Origin of the sequence: Atopobacter phocae ATCC BAA-285 (assembly GCF_000526675.1) — a bacterium.
Lineage (GTDB): Bacteria > Bacillota > Bacilli > Lactobacillales > Aerococcaceae > Atopobacter > Atopobacter phocae.
Window position 1 is genome coordinate 1 of sequence record NZ_JAGN01000027.1, and the last position, 23,436, is coordinate 23,436.

General features: G+C 35.9%; 24 protein-coding genes. 2 read left to right on the forward strand and 22 right to left on the reverse strand.

The features are described from left to right. From L866_RS0105425 to L866_RS0105460, 8 genes are all read right to left on the reverse strand, one after another. The coding region (locus L866_RS0105425) for an Ig-like domain-containing protein (protein ID WP_156919523.1) at nt 1–1,457 on the reverse strand (1,457 nt) is incomplete at its 3' end. Nucleotides 1,458–1,765: 308 nt separating this feature from the next. Further along, nucleotides 1,766–2,830, reverse strand: coding sequence for an L-ascorbate 6-phosphate lactonase (gene ulaG / locus L866_RS0105430; RefSeq protein ID WP_025729910.1), 1,065 nt, complete (start codon nt 2,828–2,830; stop codon nt 1,766–1,768). Nucleotides 2,831–2,910: 80 nt separating this feature from the next. Further along, nucleotides 2,911–3,621: an L-ribulose-5-phosphate 4-epimerase gene (locus tag L866_RS0105435; RefSeq protein WP_025729912.1), complete on the reverse strand. Its 711-nt coding sequence runs from the start codon at nt 3,619–3,621 to the stop codon at nt 2,911–2,913. Beyond that, nucleotides 3,614–4,474, reverse strand: coding sequence for an L-ribulose-5-phosphate 3-epimerase (locus L866_RS0105440; RefSeq protein WP_025729914.1), 861 nt, complete (start codon nt 4,472–4,474; stop codon nt 3,614–3,616). Before L866_RS0105440 ends, L866_RS0105435 begins: the two co-directional genes overlap by 8 nt. Nucleotide 4,475: 1 nt before the next feature. Further along, nucleotides 4,476–5,117 (reverse strand): 3-keto-L-gulonate-6-phosphate decarboxylase UlaD, encoded by a 642-nt coding sequence (locus L866_RS0105445; protein WP_025729916.1) that lies wholly within the window; start codon nt 5,115–5,117, stop codon nt 4,476–4,478. A 16-nt stretch (nt 5,118–5,133) separates the two neighbouring features. Further along, nucleotides 5,134–5,436, reverse strand: coding sequence for a PTS sugar transporter subunit IIB (locus L866_RS0105450; RefSeq protein WP_025729918.1), 303 nt, complete (start codon nt 5,434–5,436; stop codon nt 5,134–5,136). Between the two features lie 44 nt (nt 5,437–5,480). Beyond that, nucleotides 5,481–6,950 (reverse strand): PTS ascorbate transporter subunit IIC, encoded by a 1,470-nt coding sequence (locus L866_RS0105455; RefSeq protein ID WP_025729920.1) that lies wholly within the window; start codon nt 6,948–6,950, stop codon nt 5,481–5,483. Nucleotides 6,951–6,966: 16 nt separating this feature from the next. Further along, nucleotides 6,967–7,422 (reverse strand): PTS sugar transporter subunit IIA, encoded by a 456-nt coding sequence (locus L866_RS0105460; protein ID WP_025729922.1) that lies wholly within the window; start codon nt 7,420–7,422, stop codon nt 6,967–6,969. A 337-nt stretch (nt 7,423–7,759) separates the two neighbouring features. Here L866_RS0105460 and L866_RS0105465 point away from each other — a divergent pair, with 337 nt between their 5' ends. Continuing rightward, nucleotides 7,760–8,527, forward strand: coding sequence for a DeoR/GlpR family DNA-binding transcription regulator (locus L866_RS0105465; RefSeq protein WP_025729924.1), 768 nt, complete (start codon nt 7,760–7,762; stop codon nt 8,525–8,527). Nucleotides 8,528–8,585: 58 nt separating this feature from the next. Here the strand turns inward: L866_RS0105465 and L866_RS0105470 are convergent, their stop codons facing one another. The 14 genes from L866_RS0105470 to L866_RS0105535 all read right to left on the reverse strand — a co-directional run bounded on the left by L866_RS0105470 (nt 8,586) and on the right by L866_RS0105535 (nt 23,131). Continuing rightward, complete coding sequence (locus L866_RS0105470; protein ID WP_025729926.1) at nt 8,586–9,023, reverse strand: hypothetical protein; 438 nt, start codon at nt 9,021–9,023, stop codon at nt 8,586–8,588. Nucleotides 9,024–9,164: 141 nt separating this feature from the next. After that, complete coding sequence (locus L866_RS0105475; RefSeq protein ID WP_025729928.1) at nt 9,165–11,567, reverse strand: VWA domain-containing protein; 2,403 nt, start codon at nt 11,565–11,567, stop codon at nt 9,165–9,167. Between the two features lie 179 nt (nt 11,568–11,746). Further along, the gene (locus L866_RS08610; protein WP_025729930.1) at nt 11,747–12,562 is read right to left on the reverse strand and encodes a TspO/MBR family protein; all 816 of its coding nucleotides are present in this window, start codon (nt 12,560–12,562) and stop codon (nt 11,747–11,749) included. Nucleotides 12,563–12,828: 266 nt separating this feature from the next. Continuing rightward, nucleotides 12,829–14,538 carry a sensor histidine kinase gene (locus tag L866_RS0105485; protein ID WP_025729932.1) on the reverse strand — a complete coding sequence of 570 codons (1,710 nt, stop codon included), beginning with the start codon at nt 14,536–14,538 and terminating at the stop codon, nt 12,829–12,831. Then, nucleotides 14,531–15,208, reverse strand: a complete 678-nt coding sequence (locus tag L866_RS0105490; RefSeq protein ID WP_025729933.1) for a winged helix-turn-helix domain-containing protein — start codon at nt 15,206–15,208, stop codon at nt 14,531–14,533. Before L866_RS0105490 ends, L866_RS0105485 begins: the two co-directional genes overlap by 8 nt. Beyond that, entirely contained in the window at nt 15,205–15,855 is a 651-nt protein-coding gene (phoU, locus tag L866_RS0105495) for a phosphate signaling complex protein PhoU (protein ID WP_025729935.1), read from the reverse strand. The genes L866_RS0105490 and phoU overlap by 4 nt, the downstream gene beginning before the upstream one ends. Then, entirely contained in the window at nt 15,856–16,605 is a 750-nt protein-coding gene (gene pstB, locus L866_RS0105500) for a phosphate ABC transporter ATP-binding protein PstB (protein ID WP_025729936.1), read from the reverse strand. Next, the gene (gene pstA / locus L866_RS0105505; protein WP_025729938.1) at nt 16,605–17,474 is read right to left on the reverse strand and encodes a phosphate ABC transporter permease PstA; all 870 of its coding nucleotides are present in this window, start codon (nt 17,472–17,474) and stop codon (nt 16,605–16,607) included. Before pstA ends, pstB begins: the two co-directional genes overlap by 1 nt. Before the next feature lies 1 nt (nt 17,475). Further along, nucleotides 17,476–18,321, reverse strand: a complete 846-nt coding sequence (gene pstC / locus L866_RS0105510; RefSeq protein WP_025729940.1) for a phosphate ABC transporter permease subunit PstC — start codon at nt 18,319–18,321, stop codon at nt 17,476–17,478. A gap of 10 nt (nt 18,322–18,331) precedes the next feature. Beyond that, nucleotides 18,332–19,210: a substrate-binding domain-containing protein gene (locus L866_RS0105515; RefSeq protein WP_025729942.1), complete on the reverse strand. Its 879-nt coding sequence runs from the start codon at nt 19,208–19,210 to the stop codon at nt 18,332–18,334. Nucleotides 19,211–19,391: 181 nt separating this feature from the next. Further along, nucleotides 19,392–20,516, reverse strand: coding sequence for a M50 family metallopeptidase (locus L866_RS0105520; protein WP_025729944.1), 1,125 nt, complete (start codon nt 20,514–20,516; stop codon nt 19,392–19,394). A 79-nt stretch (nt 20,517–20,595) separates the two neighbouring features. Further along, nucleotides 20,596–21,291 carry a hypothetical protein gene (locus L866_RS0105525; RefSeq protein WP_025729946.1) on the reverse strand — a complete coding sequence of 232 codons (696 nt, stop codon included), beginning with the start codon at nt 21,289–21,291 and terminating at the stop codon, nt 20,596–20,598. After that, nucleotides 21,284–21,616 carry a PadR family transcriptional regulator gene (locus L866_RS0105530; RefSeq protein ID WP_025729948.1) on the reverse strand — a complete coding sequence of 111 codons (333 nt, stop codon included), beginning with the start codon at nt 21,614–21,616 and terminating at the stop codon, nt 21,284–21,286. Before L866_RS0105530 ends, L866_RS0105525 begins: the two co-directional genes overlap by 8 nt. A 171-nt stretch (nt 21,617–21,787) precedes the next feature. Continuing rightward, nucleotides 21,788–23,131 (reverse strand): RNA-directed DNA polymerase, encoded by a 1,344-nt coding sequence (locus L866_RS0105535; RefSeq protein ID WP_169729073.1) that lies wholly within the window; start codon nt 23,129–23,131, stop codon nt 21,788–21,790. Nucleotides 23,132–23,217: 86 nt separating this feature from the next. Here L866_RS0105535 and L866_RS0105540 point away from each other — a divergent pair. Beyond that, a partial coding sequence (locus tag L866_RS0105540; RefSeq protein ID WP_025729952.1) for a transposase occupies nt 23,218–23,436 on the forward strand: 219 nt, incomplete at its 3' end.

The following is a 23,436-nucleotide window of genomic DNA, read 5'->3' on the forward strand; positions in this document are numbered from 1 at the left end:
TCTTCTACTTCTGGTATCTTTGGTGTCTCCGTCACTTTTGGCACTGTTAGAATATTTTTTTCACTGATTGGAGGAATTAGCTCTATATTTTCACCTTCACTACTTGCTTTAGGTTCAAACAGAGCAATTCTATTTTTATATTCCCATGGTCTTTCAAAAGAGTTTTTAGGATTATCTGAACGGAAAGTTATTGATGTATTTAATGCCGTTCCCTCTTCATCCGTCCTCTTTTCAAATGCTGCTTGATATTTAAGAATATAAGGTGCGTTATCATTATGGTGAATAATGATTGTCATTGTCCCATTATATATCTCTACTTTATAATCTTTACTTGTTAACTCGTCAACATCCGACGTTTTTATCGCAAAACTTTGCGCTAATTCTTTTCCCTCTTTTAAACGATATATCTTCATTGTATTTTTTGCATCTTCATTAAATAGAATCTTGCTACCATTTTCATTTGCGATTTGAATGTAGCCATTTTCTAATTTGTTTTTCTTTTCGTTATAAAAAATAGTTTGTTCCATCGTCAAATTTTCTTCATCGATATTATCAATCAATGCGCTACCATTTGGATATATTATTGGCGCTTTCGAGTCAACATCGTGTGGCGCTACTTTTTTCGAATAGTCTACTGCTACCGTTTTATTTTTCTTTACTTCACCAATTGTTACTTCAATCATTTGATCTGAATTTTTTAAAACGTTATATTTATTGATAAAGGCTGGAAACTCAATCTCTGCGCTAATATCTGTATATTGTTCTACTTCTTTCGTGAAACGATATATAATGTTTCGGCCTTCAAAAACTTCACCATAGGCAATCGGACGTTCATTAAAAATCAATTCCGGTATCCCATTTGCTTTTTGGTGTGAAACGCCACTTACATCAATGTTATTAGATAACTGAATATGGAAATAATCGCCTTCAACTACAGTGTCTGGTACTTCTAATGCAACTTTCACTTTTAACGCATCATCTACATCTGCTTGCGCCTTAAATGTATGAGGCGTCACTGTTGTTAAATCCTTTTCTTCCGTATTTAAACCTTCTATTGCAATATTTACTTGCTTTAACTCAGTCGATACATTTTTATTTGACTTGACTTGTTGTTTTTCGGAATTCACTTGCGTTTTTTGTTTTAATTCGTCAGTTTCATCAGAGGGATTAGTAAAAGAATCTGTAGAGGGGTTCACATCTGTTTCTGTGAGAGCATCTACTTGAGGGACAGCCATTTTTTTTACATATTGTGCTAACTGATCGTCTCGTTCAGTTTCTGAGTTAATGGGTTCATTCAATGATACGTGAGGGGTTTTCTCTGTTATTTGATCTGCTAAAATGGGCGTATTATATAGTGCCATACAGCCCAACATAAAAGAGACACCCCCTATCGTATACTTACGATGCGCTATTGTCTGACTGATTTCGTTGTTTTTTTCATTATTATTTTTGTTCATATGCAAATTCCTTCCAAAATTGGTACTTTTATCGTAACACCAATAATTCATATATACAAATCTTACGCTAACCATTTTATCCTTTAATAGATATTTATTACTAAAAAAACACTTTTATATAAGTATATTTTGACCTTTTTAAGTAAATTAAATTATTTTATTCACAATATGAATAAATGGAACGAACTCATCATTTAATATTATTCTTTTAGTTAACAAAATTTTTAACGCGTTATTCTTTTTTATATATTGGCATATTCTGCCAACAAAAAAAGCTGATTGCATTCAATCAGCTTTTTTCTTCTATCTTATAAGAATGATGGATATGGTAAGTCATTATCTTGTGTGAAGACATCGTGGAAACCACGGTCAAAGTTGAATCGGATTTTGTTGGTATCTTGTGGATAATTGTATTGTCCTCCAACTTGCCATATGAATGGTTTGAATTGGTACTCTAAACGATCTTTCTTCATTTCCCATAATGATACAATTTCTTCTGGATCAGCCATAAAGTTTGTCCAAATATCATGATGTACTGGGATAACTACTTTTGCCCGTAGTGATTCAGCCATACGTAATACGTCAACTGATGTCATTTTATCTTGAATTCCTGGAGGGTTTTCACCAAAGTTAATTACGGCAACATCAATATCATGTTCTTTACCGTGTTTCGCAAACATAACTGAATAGTGAGAGTCTGCACCATGGTATAGGCTACCGCCACTTGTTTTGAAAAGAATGTTAACCGCAATATCATCCATATCGATTGGCATCTTACCTTGTAATTTTTGTTCTGGATCATCAATAGTAACTAATGCTGTACGGTCGAATGATTCTAAAGCCACGATTTCTACGCTACCTACTTTAACGACATCATTTGGGCGAACCGTAATAGTACGTTCTTCTGGCACACCCCATTTGAGCCATGTGTTAACTACTTCTTTTGGTCCAATGAATTTAGCTTCTGGACAGTTGTTCATAATATTTGCTGCTGTGACGATATCTAAGTGATCTGAGTGAATATGTGATACAACAAGTGCATCTACGTGACGTACTTCGAAAGGATCAATTACAAATGGGACGTTACGTAAGTTGGGTTGTAAGTTTTGTACGCCACCAATCCGTTGCATTTGATGGCCGACACGCATTTTTCCATTACCGTGTGTTCGTTTGCCTGTCCCGTTCCACATATCCATTACGATGTTTGTACCTTCATGTGTTTTTAGCCAAATTCCTGTACAGCCTAACCACCACATAGCAAAAGAGTCTTTGGCAACTTCTTTGCTATAAATTTCTTCCGTTAACCAAGTGCCCCATTCTGGAAAAGTTGCTTCTAGCCATTTTTGTTTTGTTACATCTGCGATTGTCTTCATATAAATCCTCCTAAACTTGTTTTTAATTCACTTTCAAATTGGCTCAAACCTTTTACAATTTGAGCCAACAAATCGGTTACTTAGCCTTGTCCGTAATATGCGTTTGCTCCATGTTTTCTAAAATAATGTTTATCGAGTAAATATTGGTCAATGGCTGTAATACTTGGATTTAATAATTCCGTACCAAGCGCCATTTCCGCTACTTCATCTAAGACCACACTATTTTGAACTGCTTTAGTACATGTTTCGCCCCACGTAAATGGACCATGCCCGTAAACTACTACACCTGGACAAGCCATTGGATCGAGTTGACGTGTTTTAAACGTTTCAATGATTACTCGTCCGGTATTGAGCTCGTAATTTTCTTCAATTTCTGTTTCTGTTAATTGACGCGTGCATGGAACTGCTCCATAAAAAGTGTCCGCATGTGTTGTCCCGTAAGCTGGAATATCTCGTCTTGCTTGTGCCCATTTTACAGCGTTCGTTGAGTGCGTATGAACAATCGCATGAATGCCTTCGAATGCTTGATATAATGCGACGTGAGTCGCTAAATCGGAAGAAGGTTTCATACTATTTTCGTCTAATACGTGCCCTTCTAAGTCGGTAACGACCATGTCTTTGGCTTGCATAGTGTTATAATCGACACCACTTGGTTTGATGACGATTACACCTAACTCGCGATTAATCTCACTAACATTCCCCCATGTTAACTTGATTAGCCCTTCTTTTGGTAAGTCCAAGTTGGCTTGATACACACGCTCTTTCATTGCTTCGATTACTTGATTAGTCATTGATATAGCCCGCCTCCTTTAGCATTGGCCATAAGAAATCTTTGGCCGCTTCTATCGCTGGAATAGGTTCATCTAATGTTTCACTCCACATTTCTACAACAAATGGTCCATTATATTCCAACCGTTTTAAAGTCATGAGTAATCCGCGGAAGTCGACACATCCTGCACCAAAATCGACGTTTTTAAATTTCCCTTCAAACGTTGGCGTGACCGCTAACGTATCTTTTAAATGCACTTGCACTATTGACTCAATGCCTTGTTCTAATTCAAGTGCTGGATTATTTTCTGGCCAGGCTGATAAATTACCTAAATCTGGATAAACTTGTAAATAAGGTGATGGAATTTGTGCTTTAATTTGATTGAATTTTGTAATGGAGCTCATAAACGGATCGTCCATAATTTCAATCGCTAATACGACTCCTTTAGCGGCAGCCATTTGAACGGCTTGTTTCAATTGATGAATGAACTGTTCACGTGTTGCTACTGATTTTTCAGTGTAGTACACATCGTAACCTGCAAGCTGAATCGTTCGAATGCCTAAATCACTTGCTAAATCAATCGCCGCTTGCATGATATCGAGCGCTTTTTGGCGAACCGCTTCATCTGGCGAACCAAATGGATAGCGTCGATGCCCGCTTAAGCACATAGACAATAGGGGAATCCCTGTTTCTTGAATGGCTTGGCGTACTTCCCATCGTTCTTCTTTCGTCCAATTCAATCGACTTAATCGTTCATCTGTTTCATCTACTGATATTTCAACAAAGTCAAAGCCTAATTCTTTTGCGAACATTAAGCGTTCTTTCCATGTTATATTTTTAGGCGTTGCTTTTTCATACAATCCTATTAAACTCATGTTACTCGCCCCAAATTCGAATAATTTCATTTCGGAAATCTAATGCAGCCTGTCTTGGATCTGGTGCTTCTGTAATACCACGACCTGTGATAAAGGTATACACATCGATTCCTTCGAATAATTTCAACGTATCAACTGCTAATCCACCTGTTACAGATACACGGAATCCCATATCAATTAATTTTTTAACACGTTCTAAATCGCGTTCGCCCCATGTTTCACCTGCAAGTAGGGCATCACGACTTTGATGGTAAATCGCTTGAGAAATACCTGCATCTAACCAACGTTGTGCATCTTCATATGTCCAGTTTCCGTATAACTCCACTTGAACTTCTTTGATTTCTTTGGCTGCTGCTTTCATTGTTGGGATGGTAGCAGAACAGATAACGGTCATCCAATCTGCTCCCGCATCTGCACAGTTTTTGGCGACCGTTCCACCGGCGTCTGCACATTTTGTATCTGCTACAATTAATTTATCTGGGAATAATGCGCGTAAGCTTTTTACACCAATATCCCCTACTTGTAAAATAAAAATTGTTCCTGCTTCGATAATATCTACGACATCGCCGACTGCTTTGACTGCTTTTAATGCACTTGGTAAATCTGAATGATCACATGCAATTTGTAAGTTTGGTTTTGCCATGCTCGCGCCTTCTTTCTTATTTAATGAAACGTTCTGCTAAATCACTTTCTGCTACTCGTTCCGTAATTTCTTTTGGTGACATTACGTTTTTAACGCCAATTACTGTTACGCCTTTTTCTTTAGCGCCTTTGAACATATCAACAAAGTTCATTGGTGTAAAAACGACATCATAATTTTTAGCCGTGCTTTTTCCTTCAGCTATCGCGCAGTGGTGAATATTAGTGATTTTAAATCCTGCCCCTATTAACGCTTTCTCTACACTCTTTTTCATCATTAAACTTGTTCCTGATCCATTTGCACACGCTACTAATACTCGCATGATTCTTCCTCCCTATTTTTCCTATATTTTTTGAATGATTGATATTATTTGTTTTTTTGTTCTAGATATTGATCGTAATCTTCTACAATTAAGAAATAACCTTCTGGGTCTTTACGATATTGTAATTGTGGAATAGCTAATAGCATCACGACGATAAGAATAATTCCAGCTACACCTAAGAATTTCATTAAGACAGTGAAGAATGGCCAAACAGTTGCCCAGTCGAACATTCCTAAGTAACCGCCGTATTTTGATAAACCAACCCAACTTGCAATTAGAGCAGAGCCACCTACTTGAATTAACCCTGAAATGAATGGGAAGAAGCAAGCAGCTTTAAACCCTCCACGGTTATTGGCATACACAGCAATTGCAGCATTGTCAAAGAATAATGGAATAAATCCGGCAATAACAATGGTTGGTGATTTGATCAAGATTAAAAGTAAAATCATTAAGAACTGACCTAACGCCCCGAATAAAAATCCGATAGTAACTGCGTTTGGTGAACCGAAACCAAATGTTGCTGCGATATCGATTCCAGGTACAGCTCCTGGTAAAAATGTGTTAGAGATACCTTGGAATGATTCAGTTAATTCGGCAACGAATGTCCGAACACCTAATTGTAAAATAGCTAAGTACACTGCAAACATTAATGATGTTTTGAAAATATAGAACAAGAAGCTATCCGTCGCTGCCATAAATTCAGCTTGAACTAAGTAATCTTTTCCTAATACCATCAAGATGATTCCGAAGAAGAATAACATCAAGATAGAAGTCGATACCATATTTTCATTAAAGATTGATAAAAATCCAGGTAGTTCAATATCTTCTAATTTCTTCGTTGATTTGCCTTTTTTGAAGCGTTCAGCTAATTTCGCAAAGAAATACAAACCAAACATTTGTTGATGGGCAACGGCAAATCCAGCACCTTCTGTTAAATCTTGTGTAATGTCTACGGTTAAGTTAGAACCAACTGCCCAATAGCATCCAAGAATAAGACCCATGGCTACTAATACTTCAATACGACCAAGTGATGGGAAACAGAATAGCAAGAGCCAAAAAGCTGTAGCTGCTTGTTGCACTTGTACGTTACCTGTTGTAAATACTGCTCTTAACTTCGTATAACGACTAAAACGAACTAATACAATATTAAAAATAAATGCAATTAATAAAAGAATCATCGTATCACTAAATGTTCGTCCAAATGTTTCTTCAATCCCTGCTGTTACAGCATTTTGTCCAAAGTAAGGGTCCGTCACCATCGCGTCTAATTGGAAACGTTCCTTCAAACCTACTAAAATTGGTCGGAAGTTATTAACTAATCCACCTGAACCTACTGTTAAGATTAAGTAACCAACTGTTGCTTTTAAGAAACCAGCAATACATTCATAAATTGGTTTTTTCAGTAAGATATAACCGATTAAAACGATGAACCCGATTAAGAAAGCGGGCTGTGTTAATATGTTCTGGGCGAAGTAATCCCATACAACCAATAATCCATCTAAAACTTTTTCCATGATGTTTCCCCCTACTCTATTGGTATTTCTTCATTACTTGAAGATAGTCTTCCATATTTTTAACTGTTAATAAATCTTCAATCACGCCATCTGTCATTAATAAATCCGTTAGATTGGTAATATTTTTTAAATGTTCATCTGTGTTCTTCGCGGCTAACATAAAAAATAGTTCCGCATCTTTTTCTTCATTACCTTCTTCAAAAGAAACTGGTCCCGGCATAATGGATAGCCCCACTCCTGTTCCTAACACGCCTTCACTTGTTGCTTGTGAATGTGGCATCGCTACATGCGGTACAATAACAATGTATGGTCCAAATTCTTTCACATCATGAATCACTTCTTCAACGTATTGATTATTAATCAATCCTCGTTCAATCATGATCTCTCCGCTCATACGAATTGCTTCTTCCCAGTCTTTCGGTTGTTGGTCGAAAACTTTAACTAGTCCTTCTTCTTGAAAATATTTAAGCATGTTCTTCTCCCCTTCTTTTATTTGGTTGTAGTAAAATCTGTCATTCATTCTAACAACTGATTAATTAATAATGAGTGACTTCATTATTTTACCCAACTTTCTCCCGATTATCTGTGTTTTTTTAGCATCCTCTCCTTTTTTCTTCCTCCACTTGTAATCCCTTTCATGCATTTAGTTTAACATTTAAAACAGCGCTTTCAACACATTTATATGTTAAAGTTCACTTTTATATGTTAAAATGATCAGTTTATTTTAATTAAGCACACTTAATTATTGTTTTTTGTTGAATTATGTGTTATTTTATCGTATTATTTGTTAAAAAGGAGGCGACATTCATATGAAAAGCTCTAATGCGATGATTAAAGAACGTCGCGAAGCACTCATTGAACTCATTCGACAAAAAAAAGTAACTTCTGTCAATGAATTATCAAAACACTTTAATGTATCTAGTATGACCATTCGCAGAGATTGCCAAATATTAGAAGAAATGGGACAAGTTAAATTAGCTTTTGGTAAAATTGAAGCAGCTGAAGATATTAACTTTGAAGAAGAAACAAACGACCCCATTAATCGAATTAAATTAAAATTAGCGGCTGAAGCAGCTTTACAAATTAAAGATCAACAAATTTTATTTATGAATACAAGTAGTACCGCACGTTTAGCTTTGAAGTTTGCTAAGGATCGTGTCTTTAATTTACTAACAAACAATACAAAAGTAGTGAATATGGATCATCATCCAAATTCTGTGATTATGTTAAGCGGCGGAGAAATTCGTTATCCAAAAGGAGCTCTATCAGGTGACCGTGCTGTCGAAGCCTTTTCCAATGTCCGTTCTGATTTGAGTATTATTGGTTGTAGCGGACTCGATATCGCAACCGGTGTCTCCACTTCTGTTGTTCACGAAGCTAAAATTAACGCAAAAATTATTGAACATTCTAATAAAGTCGTCCTTGTCGCTGATTATCGCAAAATAGGTCGCCCGTCTAATTTTACGATTGCTTCAATTGATCAAATTGATTTACTCATTACAGACTCTTATGCCAATCCTCAAACGATACAAGCATTGGAGAAAAAAGGTATTCAAGTCATTCAAGTTCCTGTTTAAACACAAAAAAAGCGACAGAGTATCTGTCGCTTTTTTCATAGTGTCTGCTGATTCCTATCTATCTTGCATTTAATGCATAGATAAAGGTTAAATAATTGGCAAAATCACCAATTCGTTGACGATGAGAGTGAAGATCCTCAATCGTCCTTTGTTCTTTTTCATCTTGTAGAAACAAAGATTTTGTCCATTGTTCAGTTGGTATGTGATATTGTTTGAGTGTTCGTTCAAATAGAATCAAATAGAACATAAAATCATTATGAGCTGCTGTTCGTGCCGGATCTTTGGTTACCTTTTCTTCAAAGGACAACGCATGCCAACCTGCTCGAACATTGGTATAAGCGATTGCATGTTGCATCACATCTGACCACCGTTCAACCAGTTCCTCGTTGGACCAATCCATCTTTTCTAACAACTGATCATAAATAACATGCATCTCATCAAAAGTCATCGTCTCCAACTGACTCTCATACTGTTTATAAGTTAGTTGTTTATTCACTGTCTATCCCCTCTTTCCTCTACGTTCACTGTACAAAAAACAAATGAATCTTTCAATCATTGATTGTAACAAAAAGAGAGAGCATCCCGTTGATATACCGGACGCCTCTCTCTCGTTTATTCTTTACTCTCTTTTTTGTAGCTAAACCTCTTTACTCGACGCTCGTTTATTAAACCAAACGAAGCCACTTATTAACATGAGCGACCAGCCGATTAAGTTAAAGATTAGCGTGCCACGCCCACCTGTTTTGGGAAATTCTGATTGTTGACGATTTATAATCGTTACTTTTGCTTCTTGATTTCCCTCTGTCAAATCGACCTCAACAGTCCTTTGATTTAGATATTCTCCACCATTTACTTGGATACTTGTAATATACCCTTTCGTTAATTCCTCAACGGTATACTTGCCTTTTTGCAAATCGTCTAATTCTTGAGTTAGCGACTGATTAGGTGATAATGAAAACTCTTTGTTGTAATTATTTGGACCTGTCACTTTAAATTGAAAAATTGGAGTGTCTAATGCGTTTTTTTTAACATAGTCCTTAACAATTATCAATTTTCTCGGTTTCTCTTGATTGACTACTTTAATATTTATATCTTTCGACTGCTTTTCATCAATTGTAAACTCAGATTGTTCTTTTCCATTAACAAAATATTTAACGTCGTAATCTTTATCATTTACCTTCTCTAGGATGCTATATCTTCCTATTTTCCTTAAATCTGTTTTTAAGCCCGAAGTATTATTTTTCGCGGGATTTAACGTATATTTTTTTTCGAACGATTCTGGACCTTTAATGGTAATATCAAAGTTTTTATCTTTTTTGATCACTTTACCATCTTTATCTTTTACTTCTTTTTCAACTTGATATAATACAGGTTTGACCTTTGGAACAGGAAAGACAGCTGTTTGCTCGTTTTCTTTCTCATCTTTGTAATTAATCGTCATATTTCCATTTGTAGCATACAATTTATCAGAGTTTGGAGCATCAATTAAACTATTATTTACTTCTACCGTGTAAGTTAACTCTTCAAAATTAATATCTTTATTTTCTGGAGTAGTGTTTGATAATGTATCAAAATCCCACATAATTTTATTGTTTTGATATATTATCTTTCCATTTGTAACTTTAATGTCTTGTACATCACTTTGTATAATTTCAAATCCTGGTCCCATTGGATCATCAATCGATAACTTGGTAATAGCTAATTGAACATCTTTTGATATACTTTGAAATACTGGAGTCAATTCTTCAAGCGACTTTACTTCTGTAAACGTTCCATCACCTTGCTTCAACCTATTTAAAATTTCATTTCCTAAAGGACCTGTTTGAAGCCCAATTGAAAACAAACTATAACCTTTAGCGCCCGCAAAACCCGCTTCGGCAATAGCAGAATTCCCATGATTATACATTTTATATGGTCTAGTTTGGTAGTAATATAAATGTCTAACCGCTCGCCCTTGTCCAGTTCTAGAATTAGGTTCATATTTAAATTCTGACTCAGGAATATTAACTGACGTTTCAAACCCATCAACTCTATAAACAGAGTTAAGTCTTTCAGCAGTTGCTAGTCCGAGATTCACTCGATCTGTTGCGTATATATCTGGATTATACATTGGATAACTAAATGTTGGCTCCCCGTCAGAAAGTATAATAATACGTTTGCTATCAGCAGTTGAATTTGCAAGTAGAGCACTTGCTTGCCGAATTGCCGCTTGAGTAAATGTACCGCCTCTTGCTTCTAAGCTATCTATCGCACTATCTAACAATTGTCCGTCTGTTGTTAATGGCTGATCAACTGTAACATCTGAAGCATAAGAAACCACAGCTACTCGCATCACTTTTGTATTTAATAGTTCCTGTACAAACTTTTTACCGGCTTTTTTTGCTTCTATCATTTTAGTGTTTGGACGATCCATACTTCCTGATCTATCCATTACAAGAATAACATCACTTGTTTTTGGTTTATTTTTTCGTTCAATACGAACTTTAATATTAAACGTATTCACTTTTCCAGGAACTGGCTTGGCCTCTTTAAAAAGCATCACTTCTCCCGGTTTTTTAGGATGATCGACACCTATCACAGGATTGTTCGACGAACGTACGCTAATTGAGCGCGCTCTGATTCGAGGACGAAAACTCGTTGCTGGATATATATTATATTGTATTTCTCCACCTGGCACGTAGCTAATTGGACCGTCTATACCTTCTTCATCAACTGGCACTAGAGATAATTCCCATTTTGCAATTAAGTTCATATTTCCCTCTACAATAAAAGGTAGCTTTACTTTATCACCATCATGCATGTACCATCCTAAAAATTGGTATCCTTCTTTTTCAGGAATAGGTAACTGATTAATTTCCTTACCTGATTCAATTAACATTGATGAAACAATACTTTCTGTATCACTATCAAATGTTATTTTATTTATTGTTTGCTTATTTAATTCTGTATCATTTATAACATCTTTCTTTTTCACATGTTCAGTCGAAATATTGTCTTGAAACTCCAGACTTTGATTGATTGATGGCTCTTCAGCTCTCACTGAAAACGCCAAAGTCGATAAACTATATAGGCATATCCCTATAATAAATAAAAACGAGAGAATCCTTTTTGTGTTCTTGTTCATATAATCCCTTTCACTTTCTTGTGCAATTGTTTTAGAAGTAACATTTAGAACAACCATATCTCTCGATGTTTTTAACTTCGGAAGACTAATACATTCTACTTAATCAACATTTGAGTCTTTGGAAAAACGTTAAATTGATTACGAACAAGCGTCCAGCCTGCTAATACAATAAAAATACCCATCCCTGTTAAAAGTATTATCTCAATGATATTAGTCATAGGGTACGGCATAGGATTTGTCTGGTACGCACGGTAAATGCCAAAGAATGCCCAAGCCGGAGCTATTGGGAAAACTGCATTTCGATAATACAGTACATATCCTAATACAAAGACAATTGCCACCAGTAAAATGACCATTGTCCAGATGGATGGCTTAATTCCCCAGCCATTCCACTGTTGTTGGACTAAAAATAACGATATATTCAAAATCGAGGCAATAAATACCCAAGCCGCATATAAACTAAACGACGCACCAACTAAATTCGTCGGATATTGATTGCGATCATTATATAATCGTTGAATTAAAAGCATTAACGAAAAGAGTAAACCTAAAATAAATATTGTCGATAATCCGATTAATTCATATGAAAAAACGATAATCCACCCCATATTAAAGACACTGCTCATCACATAAAACCATGAGATACGTTCCACTAATCGTGCAATCGGTTCTTCATTTCGTTTAACGAACAAATAAACCAGTGACACAAATAATAAAGTGTAAATCACACCCCATATTGAAAAAGCAAAGCCACTCGGTGTAATCATCGTATTGTATTTGTCAGAAACCTCTGCCTGACCTTTTCCATTAAAAAAACCCGATGATCCTAAATAATTCACTACTAAAGTCATGACGTATAAAACAAGATGCGAAATCGTCCAATAGAACGTTCGTACTTTGTTTGTCGACATATTATCTCCTCCTTCGATCATATCCTTCTTCATTTAATAATCTGCTAATTCTATTTTACCATGATTTAAGCGATAAAACCTATCTAAGCCCAAAGATACTTCTTTTATCTCGGGAAAAATCCATTTTTTTCACAATATGCCTTCTGTTCACGTTAAATATCAATATTATTTAGTCTTATTACAAAAAAAAGAACAAATAGACCAATAAGTGAATCACTTAATTAGACCAATTTGTTCATTTTATCCTGCGTTATGTTCTGCATCATTTATTTTTGCACAAGATTTCCAACGCTTCCTTCTATTTGCAATAAATCTTGCTCTTTTGCTCGTTTAAATTGGACACGAACGGTTGTCCCTAATCCTACCTCGCTCCACACATTAATTTCGGCTTGATGCAATAAAGCCGCATGCTTCACAATGGAAAGACCTAAACCTGTCCCACCCGCACCTTTTGAACGGCTTTTATCAACACGATAAAATCGTTCAAAAATCCGATCTAAATCATCAGTTGGAATCCCTACGCCTGAATCCTTCACTTCAAGTAAAACATGCTCATCTGTTTTTGAAAGCGTCACTGTTACTTGCCCCTTTTGACGATTATATTTAATCGCATTATCACATAAATTATACACAATTGAATGAATCAAAGACGGATGCGCGAATAACAGCGTCGATTGTCCGATAACATTCATTTGAATAGCTTTTTCGTCTGCAACAACTGCCAAGCTTTCTTTTACATGATGGACGACTTGATACAAGTCCACTGGTTGCATCGCTAATTCCGTCATTTCATCTAACTGAGATAAGTGAATGATATCTTCAACTAACTGAATTAATCGTTGAGACTCTGAAAAGATTTTTCCGGAAAATGATTGAATATATTCTTCCGATACTAAATTATTTTTCAAAATTTCAGAATACCCCGAAATCGTTTGTAATGGTGTCTTTAATTCGTGTGAGACATTTGCCGTAAACTCTCGTCGCATGCGTTCATTTTGCACTTCATCGGTCACATCAAACATGAGCACAACGACTCCAGTAAGTTGTTGCTCCGATAATACCGGTCGAACAAGGGTCCGATAATACATTCCATTAATGTCCACCATTCGTTCTTGTTTGGCGCCAGTTAAGCCTTGATTAATCGCCTGAATTAATTCAACTTGTCGGGTATGATGCAGCAAATAATCATCTGAATTCAACTCTTTAATTTGAAAGAGCTGTCTTGCTGCGGTATTCATACTAACAATTTGCCCTTTTTCATTTAATAAAATAATGCCCTCTTTAATTTTGGAAATCGTCGTATCAAACTCTTTCTTTTGGCGATTCAGTAACATCACTTGTTCTTCTGATTTTTTCTGGTGTTGATCAATTCGTCGCAAGAGTGGTGATAATTCATCATATACGACATTAGATAAGGGTTGATCTAAATCCAAATCATTCAATGGCTCGACTAACTTTTTAGATGTGTACTTTGCACTAATAAAAGCTAAGATAATCGCAATCAGTAAGACAATCGCCATCGGATGAAGCAATCCGACTAATAATTGAAGTACACTCGTTTGAGTCACCGCTAATCGAACAATCGTCCCATCCTCTAATCGTTGAGCCGAGTACAAATAATTTTGGGTTAAGGTTGAGGAATACCGGACACTTTCTCCATACCCTTGTGCTCGTGCTTGAATTACTTCGGTTCGTTCATAATGATTTTCCATCATTTCTGGTGCCGTCCGCGAATCGTACATTACGACTCCCTCTGCATCAATCCAAGTGACGCGCAAATTGCCCACCTTTAAGGCTTCAGCATATGCCTTCCCACCGGTCGAAATACCTTGTGCGACTAATTCCGTTTGCGTTCGCAGTTGCTCCATTTGAACTGCTGAAAAATAGCGATACAAGAAGCCAGAAATTAAAATTAAACTCGCTAAAAACACACCCATCGCTATCATTACAATCGCTCGAAAAATTCTTTTAGTCATGAGTAGACTCCATCATGTAGCCCACACCTCGGACCGTTTTAATGTATTCGGCCGCTGTACCTAATTTCGTTCGTAATGTTCCAATATGTACATCGACTGTCCGGGTTTCACCTAAAAAGTCTTCACCCCAAATTTTATTCAATAAATCATTCCGTGAAAAAACTTGGCCGGGATGACTTAAAAATAAACGTAATAATTCGAATTCTTTAAATGTTAATTCAATACGTTCACCCGACAACTTCACTTTATGTGCGCTTAAATCCATAACTAATTCGCCCATCGTTAATGGTCTTAAAATATCTCGGCGTTGAATGCGTCGTAATACGGCTTTAATTCGGGACACCATTTCCATCATGCCAAATGGTTTGACTAAATAATCATCCGCCCCTAAATCTAATCCTTTTACCTTATCGTATTCATTCCCTTTTGCTGTTGCCATAATCACTGGAATGTGTTCCCATCTTACTTGTTGTTTGAGTTGCTTCAATAACGAAATGCCATCTTCTCCTGGCAACATCACGTCCAATATAATTAAGGTTGGTTCTTGCTGTTCCATGGCATGCCAAAAAGGCTGACTCGTTGAAAAACCTTCAGCCTCAAATCCTGTTGTTTGGAGTGTGTATACCATTAATTCGCGTATATTATCATCATCTTCTACACAATAAATCATGTTTCCCCTCCATAAAATTCACCTGTTAGTGAGAATAATACCCACTTCGCTACATTGACTGCATGATCACCAATTCGTTCAATATATTTTGCAATCATTAATAAATCGATGGCATGTTCTCCATCTGATACCTTTTGTGAAAAATACTCGATTAGAACTGCCTTCATTCTATCAAATTCTCTATCTACTTGGCTATCTTTTTCAATTACCTGATGTGCTAGGTCAGCATCTTGATTCACAAATGCATCAATACTATCCGTCACCATCGCAATCACATCGGTTGACATGTGTCGAATGGAACGCAAGTCCTCACTCGTTTGAATGTGATTTTGTGATACAATATCCGCAATTTCTGTAGATTGCGCTCCAATCCGTTTCAAATCATAGACCATTTTTAAGGCCGCAGAAATATTCAACAAATCTTTTGCCACTGGTTGTTGCCTTAACAGTAATTTCAAGCAACGCCCTTCAATTTCACGCTCCAACTGTTCAATTTGTTGATTCGTTTTAATGATCTCATTCATCACTAAAGCATCTGTGTCAATAATACTATGTAACGATTTCTTTATAATATCCTCGCAAAGTGATCCCATAACAATTAAATCATTGTTGAGTTCTAATAATTGATGATCAAATTTGGACCGCATTTAACCAAACCTCCCCGTAATATAATCTTCTGTTCGCTGATCACTCGGTACTGAAAATAATGTACTTGTTTTGTCGTACTCAATCATTTCGCCCGCTAAGAAAAAGGCTGTTTGATCTGAAATTCGAACAGCTTGTTGCATGTTATGCGTGACAATCACAATAGTGTATTGATTTTTTAACGAAATGACCAATTCCTCAATTTTAGAAGTAGAGATAGGATCTAAAGCACTCGTTGGCTCATCGAGTAAAATGACATTCGGCTCAATCGCCAAAGCCCGTGCAATACATAAACGCTGTTGCTGTCCTCCAGATAGCCCTAAAGCCGATTGATGCAATCGGTCTTTTACTTCCTCCCAAATAGCGGCATTTTTTAAGGATTGTTCCACGATTTCATCTAACTGACTTTTATTCTTAATCCCATGCGTGCGCGGCCCAAAAGCGATGTTATTATAAACACTCATCGGAAACGGATTGGGCTTTTGAAAAACCATCCCCACTTTTTTTCGTAATCGATTTACGTCCATTGCTTGATAAATATTTTCTCCATCTAGTAAAACGTCGCCTTTAATCGTACAATCTGGAATTAAATCGTTCATCCGGTTCAAACTTTTTAACAAGGTGGACTTGCCACATCCGGACGGCCCAATAAATGCGGTGATTTTGTCTTGAGGAATCTTTAAATTTATTCCTTTCAACGCTTGGAATGTACCATAATATAACTCTAATTGTTTAATTTCTAACTTATCCATTATCTTGTCCCACTTTCTAAACGTTTCGCAATGCTCTCTGACAGTCCATTAATTCCTATGACTAGCCCTAACAACACAACGGCTGTCGCATACGTTTGATTAACGTATAACCCTTCACCAGAAATGGCATACATGTGGACAGCTAATGTTCGCGACGAACTCCATACACTAGTTGCCACCTTTGCCACCGTTCCCGCTGTAAAAATTAATGCTGCAGATTCCCCGACAATCCGGCCAATTGCTAAAATAATTCCTGAAAAAATACCGGGAACCGCACTCGGTAAAACAATTTTAAAAATCGTCCGTAACTTTCCAGCCCCTAATGCAAATCCACCTTCACGATAACTCGTTGGCACGGACAATAGAGCTTCTTCCGTTGTTCGCATAATTAACGGCAAAATCATAATGCTTAACGTACTCGCTCCTGATAAAAGTGATAAACCAAACTGCGCATACTTTACAAAAAGTAACGACCCAAATAAGCCGTAAATAATAGAGGGAATCCCTGCTAACGTCTCGGTTGCCAAACGAACCACTCCGACTAATCGATTACCACGATGAGCATACTCTGTTAAATAGATCGATGCGCCAATGCCAATTGGTACTGCAATGACTAACGACAATACCGTCATAAATAACGTATTCATAAACGCTGGAAATAATGACACATTCTCACTCGTATAAGTTGTTGCAAATAAATCTAGACGCACATGTGGGAGCCCTTTTAATAAAATATATCCCACAATAAAACCGGATGATAACAAGGTAAAGCATGCACCTAACCATACGATTCCTCGTAATAATAAAGAAAGGGGATCTTTTTGACCGAATCGACTGTCTGTTATCAATTGTTTGATTGGTTGTTTCATTTTAGTCCCCCTTGTTCATCACAGCAAACGACAAATTAATCATTAAAATAAAGACGAATAGAACGACAGCGGTCCCAATTAACGCTTCACGATGCAAATCTGTCGAGTACCCCATTTCTAAGACAATATTAGTCGTCAACGTTCGAACGCCTGATGTTAGCGAAGCTGGAATAACTGCTTGATTCCCAGCCACCATAATGACTGCCATCGTCTCTCCAATGGCCCGACCAATTCCTAAAATAATACTCGCTAAAATTCCCCGTTTAGCCCCACGCAACACAATAAAAAAAACACTACGCTCATGCGACGCACCTAGAGCAATACCACCTTCATAATAACTATCCGCCACTGCACGAATAGACGATTCAGAAATCGTAATGATTGTCGGTAAAATCATTAACCCTAACAACAAAGAAGCGGTCAATACGCTCATGCCGAAACCACCTAATTGATTGCGTACAAAAGGCACTAAGACAACGAGACCGAAAAATCCATACACAACCGATGGAATGCCTGCCATTAAATTGATTGTTCGTTTAAACAGTGGATATAGTGGCTTCGGACAAAATTTAGCCATAAAAATAGCGGTTGTTACTCCGATTGGCACACCAATCAATAAGGCACCTGCTGTCACATAAATTGATCCAATAATCATTGGGAAAATACCAAATAACTGATTATTTGGCCGCCAAACGCGCCCAAAAATAAAATCCATCCATCCTATTTTCGCAATCGCTGGTATCCCATTTGAAAACAAAAAAATACAAATGAGTAGCACTGCTATAATTGAAAGGCATGCAGTCATAAAAAATACCGCATGCATTCCTTTTTCTTTCATCTCTCTCATCGCTAACTCCTTACTTCGATAGCAAATTATCCCAGCTCGTTTCATTGCCCGTGAAAATATTTTTCACTTGTTCACTTGTTAACTGAGTAATTGGATTCTCTTTATTGACGATTACCGCAATCCCGTCTATCGCCATCACTTTTGAGGTCACTCCTTGTGCTAATTCTGATTCTTTTAATTCTCGCGATGCCATGCCAATATTAGCTGTTCCATCAATTGTATTCGTTACCCCCGTTGAGGAATCACTTTGTTGAATTTCAATTATTACTCCTGGATTCACTTTTAAATAGGCTTCTTTTAATTTTTCCATCACCGGTGTCACCGAACTAGATCCTGAAATCACTACTTTACCGGCCTCAATCGTCGGTTGATAATCTTGTTGTGCGTCTACTGCGATATAACCCGTCTCTTCCACCACTTGCTGGCCTTGAGGACTCATCATAAACTGAATAAAGTCTTGAGCGACTTGGCTGACTTTTTTAGGTAACACGATATTAAACGGCCGAGAGATTTTGTAACGATTTTCTTTTACTTGTTCAATACTTGGTGTTGCTCCATCGATTTCAACTGTTTTGATTGTATCGTTCACTGATCCTAGCGAGACATAGCCAATCGCATTTTTATCGCCCGCAACCGTTGTCATAACAACAGCCGTTGAATTAGACACAATCGCATTCGGTGATGTTTGATCGACTTTCTCTCCTTCTTTTTCTTCCACAATGGAAAACAATTCAACAAACGCTCCACGTGTTCCAGACCCTTCTTCACGCGTCACTACATTCACCGCACCACCCGTTTGACTCGTTGTTTCATTTCCACAACCTGCTAATAAGCCACCTGTCACTAGCAAAACCATTGGGACACACATTAAACGACGTAATTTATTCATAGTCTAACTCCTTTTTTCTATCGATTTAGTTGATAAGTTCATCTTACCGAGCCGACATCAAATCAATTACCCTTTTTGTGTAAAGTTTATGTAAAGTCCAATCGTCTCCATAAAAAAACACCTCCCGATTGGAAGGTGCGAATTGATTATTTAAGTCATTACTTTTAAGATAGACGCCAGTCTATATGAGCGATTGTTTCGTCTGAGCTGTGTCAATCCACTCCAGCACTTCTTGACTCGCTGCTACTTCAGCTAGGTAAGGCGATTGATTCATTGCTTTTTCCAGTTTAGCTTTTACTTGATTAGCTTTTGTATGGTCTTGATCTTTCAACAAAGCACTCGCATATTGTAACAGTAAAATATCCAAATTCTTCGGCATGCCTTTCATCACTTGTTGAACTTCTTTTTCCTGAAGCATCGAAAGATCCGCATCAGCACCTTGCTCAATTAAATCGATTAGCGCCCGTTGACAAATTAGTAAAGCGCGCATCACGCCATTCATTTGAGCGTCAGACATTAATAGGTCATCAATCAATAGGCGCGCCTCATTCAAACGTCCTTGGTCAAACAGACGGTTCGCTTGTACACCTAAGAGACTGACTAATAGTACATTTTGACGGTCAAAATCATTGGGTAAATCAAACCAACTGTCAGGCATCTCTTTTAAACGTAAGCCTTCCATCAACTGATTATTTATTTTTAAAATAGTTAAAGTCACTCGACGAGCTAGCGGATTTTTAGATAAAGTCAAGGCGTTATAAGCGTCATTTGCGATTAAACGATATTTGATAGGTACTCCATTCATCAATGCAACGATCAAATTCACTATGGCGAAAAGCATCAAAGAAGGGAAAACTGCGCACATCACGCCAGACAATAACCCCACTGCTAAATTAAGCAATGGTCCGCCTAAGTTATAGGCTAAGTATGGAAACGTTTCGTCTGCTGAATCAGGTGGCACCATTAAACATTGTCCACCTGTCCCAGCAATTTGATATTTTTTTAATTCAAAGCCATTGGATCCTTTTTTAAGTAATAAACTTCCAATGCGAAACGAGCCAAAACGATAGCCACTAATTAATCCTCCAATTAAATGACCGAGCTCATGAATGATGATGGCGACATAAAATGAACCTATCCAAACTAAAATAAAAATGAAACTTCCAATCAGTAGTTCAATCATATTTAGTTCCTCCAACCATGGTCCACCTATATCCCCATAAAAGTAACCTATCCCATAACCGATGGCACCAAAGAAAAGTAAGAAACTAGCAACCCCCATCCATTTGACCAGCTTTTTTTTCATCAGAGAACTCCTTTTTATAAAAGTATTTTTATTACTTTTTTATATATTAAATGTCAACAATATTATATCATTTATAATTTTAATGTTCATCATTAAAATTATTACTTTTAGCAATTCCTTTCCTCAATACATAAATAACTATTAATACAATCGCCAAAATGACGAAAGCTGCCCAATAAGGCATGGTCAAAAGGACTTGGTTTAGAAAAATGATAGGTATTAGAATACATAACATGATACTTCCGTATATAGATGCCTCTTTTAAGATATTCTTCATCTGATATTGTTTGTTTTTAAATGTGTTTTTAGAAATCCGTTTTACTAGCCTATCACTGAAAAAGATAATGAATGCAACAGCTAGTAGCTCTCCTACTGTCCATTTCAAATTAGTTAAACGATGATTAGTCATAATATCTTTGAGCGCATGCGAAATTATACCAATCGTCAAAAGAATGACCCATTGATATAAAATAATTTCAAATTGATCAAACCAACGTTCCTGTACCGTTTTTTGAGGTAAGCTCGCAATGATTTCATCACAAACATTTTTAATATCTGTGCCTAAAACGTCTTCTAGTTCTCTTTTGCCCATTTGAGCGTCTAATAATATTTCTATTAAGTCAGATCGTACACGTTCCACATCCACATCGGATAAATTAGCACCTCTTAAATAAACAATCATATCATCATACGTTGCAACTGATTTTTCATTTAATTGCTTTTCACGCCGGTTATTATCATTTCTTAATCGTTTTATATTTTGCTTCTCAACCATTGTTTATACCTCCCTCAAATAATCGATCGATTGCGTGAGTTATTGCGGTCCAATCTTTTTTAAATTGAATTAACTTTTCCTCCCCTGCTTGTGTTAATCGATAATATTTTCTTTTCGGACCAATTGGTGATTTACGCATCTTTGATTCTAAAAAACCTTGCGTATTTAATCGCAAGATAATCGGATAAATCGTGCCTTCTGATATATCACCAAAGCCGAAAGATTTTAACTTTTCTGATATTTCATACGCATACGTTTCTTCTTGACGAATCACTTCTAAAATACAACCTTCTAATACTCCTTTTAACATCTGTGAAGGAATCAAAAAATCTCTCCTTTCTTTAAAGTGTATTGCAATACAAGATAGCGTTTATAGGTATATTGTATTGCAAAGTAGTTGGAGATTCAATAGTCTAATGAACTAATTTATTCAAAAGAAAGTTAAAAATAAAAAACAGTAAACCTTTCGATTTACTGCTCATTTTAAAATATAGTGCTATTGCATATCATATTCCAAACATCGTATTTCTTCATTCGAAATAATATCATCTAATTCTTCTATTTTCTCTATATTTATGAATTTTGAATTATCAATTCTATACTGTGCACTAATCCATTCTTGATTAAATATATTTATCGTATTTTTCTTTCCCACAAGAACTTCGTTACATAATTTCACTAATAATTCATTGCTATTTCTCATGAATTGTTCAACAAATTTACTTTTTTCTCTTAGATTTTTAACAACAATTCGTTGAAGCCATATTTCTAGGTAAGGATTGAACGCATGTGCTTTCATTTTATCATTGATTAACGTTACCAAATTAATTATTTCATCTTGTTTTTTTAAAATTTCATTGTTATTAGATTTCAAAAAATATAATAAATTATATTTATGAGTTTTATTTAAAAGTAACGATAACAACTTTATTCCTGGTTCTGTTATTTTAGGATTATTTTGTATGATATCAATTAAAATCGATATGATAGCCACAATATTAGAACCTGAATTTTTTAAATCTTCATATGACAAATCAGAAATTCGATTTTCAAAATCTTTTAATGCCCCAACTAATTGTCCACTATTTGGATACTTATCAGCATATAATTTAATTAAATACATATGCTTTTGAGGAGTTGCTTTATAAATCCTATTATCAAAATATTGTTTAAAATCTCGCCCTAAACATTTATTCAATATTTCAATATTTATTAGTTTATTAAAAAAATACTTAGTATTTCGATAAATTTTATCTGAAGATAGTTTTATAGTTGGATTATGTATCATCCAATATTGTTTTTCTTCTTTCACAGAATTTTTTATTATATCTTCACCATAAGAAGTTTTATTCTCTCCTAATGACAATTTATGTCTTTGTAAAACAATTATTAATTCTTTTTTTATGATATTAGCTTCATCTCTTGTCTGAGTAAATATTCTATAGTCATCTCTATATCTAATTATCTTATAATTACTAATCTTCTTTTCTTTCAATCTATCAACCAGTAAACTATCTATATAAAATAGTAATAATTCTGACATTAAATCTGATATAGCATTTCCTTGAGGTATGCCTACTGTTTCTCCATAATTCATATACTGAAATCTTCCATCAATTCTATCACCTAGCGATTTCTTTCTATTTCTATTCTTTTTATTTTCTTTAGCATTCTTTTCTCCATGAATAGCCCAAGAAAGTGTGTGCGTATATATACTAGAATAAAAATTAGCAATATCTGATTTTAACAAATAATTATATTTTAAATTTAATTCAAGAGATTTTTGTTCAAAATCACTCCAATATATTAATGCTGCATTATTGATATTGATAAAGTCCATATAATTGTGTAAAAGATAAAAGGTCATATAAAGCTCCTTTTACGGTACAATGTTTTTACCACAAAACATACCTAGGAGGACTTTACATGACCCAAGTACATTTTACAATGAATAGAGAAGAGGTTCAAAGCATTATTGAACATTCGGTAAAAGATGATGCCTCGAAAAGCATTTTGACAACAGTGTTCAACCAATTGATGGAGAATCAACGAACAGAATATATCCAGGCCGATAACTATGAACGAGCAGAAAGTCGTCAGAGCCAAAGAAATGGCTATTATGAACGAGACTTTACCACGCGGGTA

Bases quoted from the DNA above. Each gene is read 5' to 3' on its own strand.
- ulaG (WP_025729910.1), bottom strand. From the start codon at position 2,830: ATGAAGACAATCGCAGATGTAACAAAACAAAAATGGCTAGAAGCAACT.
- L866_RS0105435 (WP_025729912.1), bottom strand. From the start codon at position 3,621: ATGACTAATCAAGTAATCGAAGCAATGAAAGAGCGTGTGTATCAAGCC.
- L866_RS0105440 (WP_025729914.1), bottom strand. From the start codon at position 4,474: ATGAGTTTAATAGGATTGTATGAAAAAGCAACGCCTAAAAATATAACA.
- L866_RS0105445 (WP_025729916.1), bottom strand. From the start codon at position 5,117: ATGGCAAAACCAAACTTACAAATTGCATGTGATCATTCAGATTTACCA.
- L866_RS0105450 (WP_025729918.1), bottom strand. From the start codon at position 5,436: ATGCGAGTATTAGTAGCGTGTGCAAATGGATCAGGAACAAGTTTAATG.
- L866_RS0105455 (WP_025729920.1), bottom strand. From the start codon at position 6,950: ATGGAAAAAGTTTTAGATGGATTATTGGTTGTATGGGATTACTTCGCC.
- L866_RS0105460 (WP_025729922.1), bottom strand. From the start codon at position 7,422: ATGCTTAAATATTTTCAAGAAGAAGGACTAGTTAAAGTTTTCGACCAA.
- L866_RS0105465 (WP_025729924.1), top strand. From the start codon at position 7,760: ATGAAAAGCTCTAATGCGATGATTAAAGAACGTCGCGAAGCACTCATT.
- L866_RS08610 (WP_025729930.1), bottom strand. From the start codon at position 12,562: ATGTCGACAAACAAAGTACGAACGTTCTATTGGACGATTTCGCATCTT.
- L866_RS0105485 (WP_025729932.1), bottom strand. From the start codon at position 14,538: ATGACTAAAAGAATTTTTCGAGCGATTGTAATGATAGCGATGGGTGTG.
- L866_RS0105490 (WP_025729933.1), bottom strand. From the start codon at position 15,208: ATGATTTATTGTGTAGAAGATGATGATAATATACGCGAATTAATGGTA.
- phoU (WP_025729935.1), bottom strand. From the start codon at position 15,855: ATGCGGTCCAAATTTGATCATCAATTATTAGAACTCAACAATGATTTA.
- pstB (WP_025729936.1), bottom strand. From the start codon at position 16,605: ATGGATAAGTTAGAAATTAAACAATTAGAGTTATATTATGGTACATTC.
- pstA (WP_025729938.1), bottom strand. From the start codon at position 17,474: ATGAAACAACCAATCAAACAATTGATAACAGACAGTCGATTCGGTCAA.
- pstC (WP_025729940.1), bottom strand. From the start codon at position 18,321: ATGAGAGAGATGAAAGAAAAAGGAATGCATGCGGTATTTTTTATGACT.
- L866_RS0105515 (WP_025729942.1), bottom strand. From the start codon at position 19,210: ATGAATAAATTACGTCGTTTAATGTGTGTCCCAATGGTTTTGCTAGTG.
- L866_RS0105520 (WP_025729944.1), bottom strand. From the start codon at position 20,516: ATGAAAAAAAAGCTGGTCAAATGGATGGGGGTTGCTAGTTTCTTACTT.
- L866_RS0105525 (WP_025729946.1), bottom strand. From the start codon at position 21,291: ATGGTTGAGAAGCAAAATATAAAACGATTAAGAAATGATAATAACCGG.
- L866_RS0105535 (WP_169729073.1), bottom strand. From the start codon at position 23,131: ATGGACTTTATCAATATCAATAATGCAGCATTAATATATTGGAGTGAT.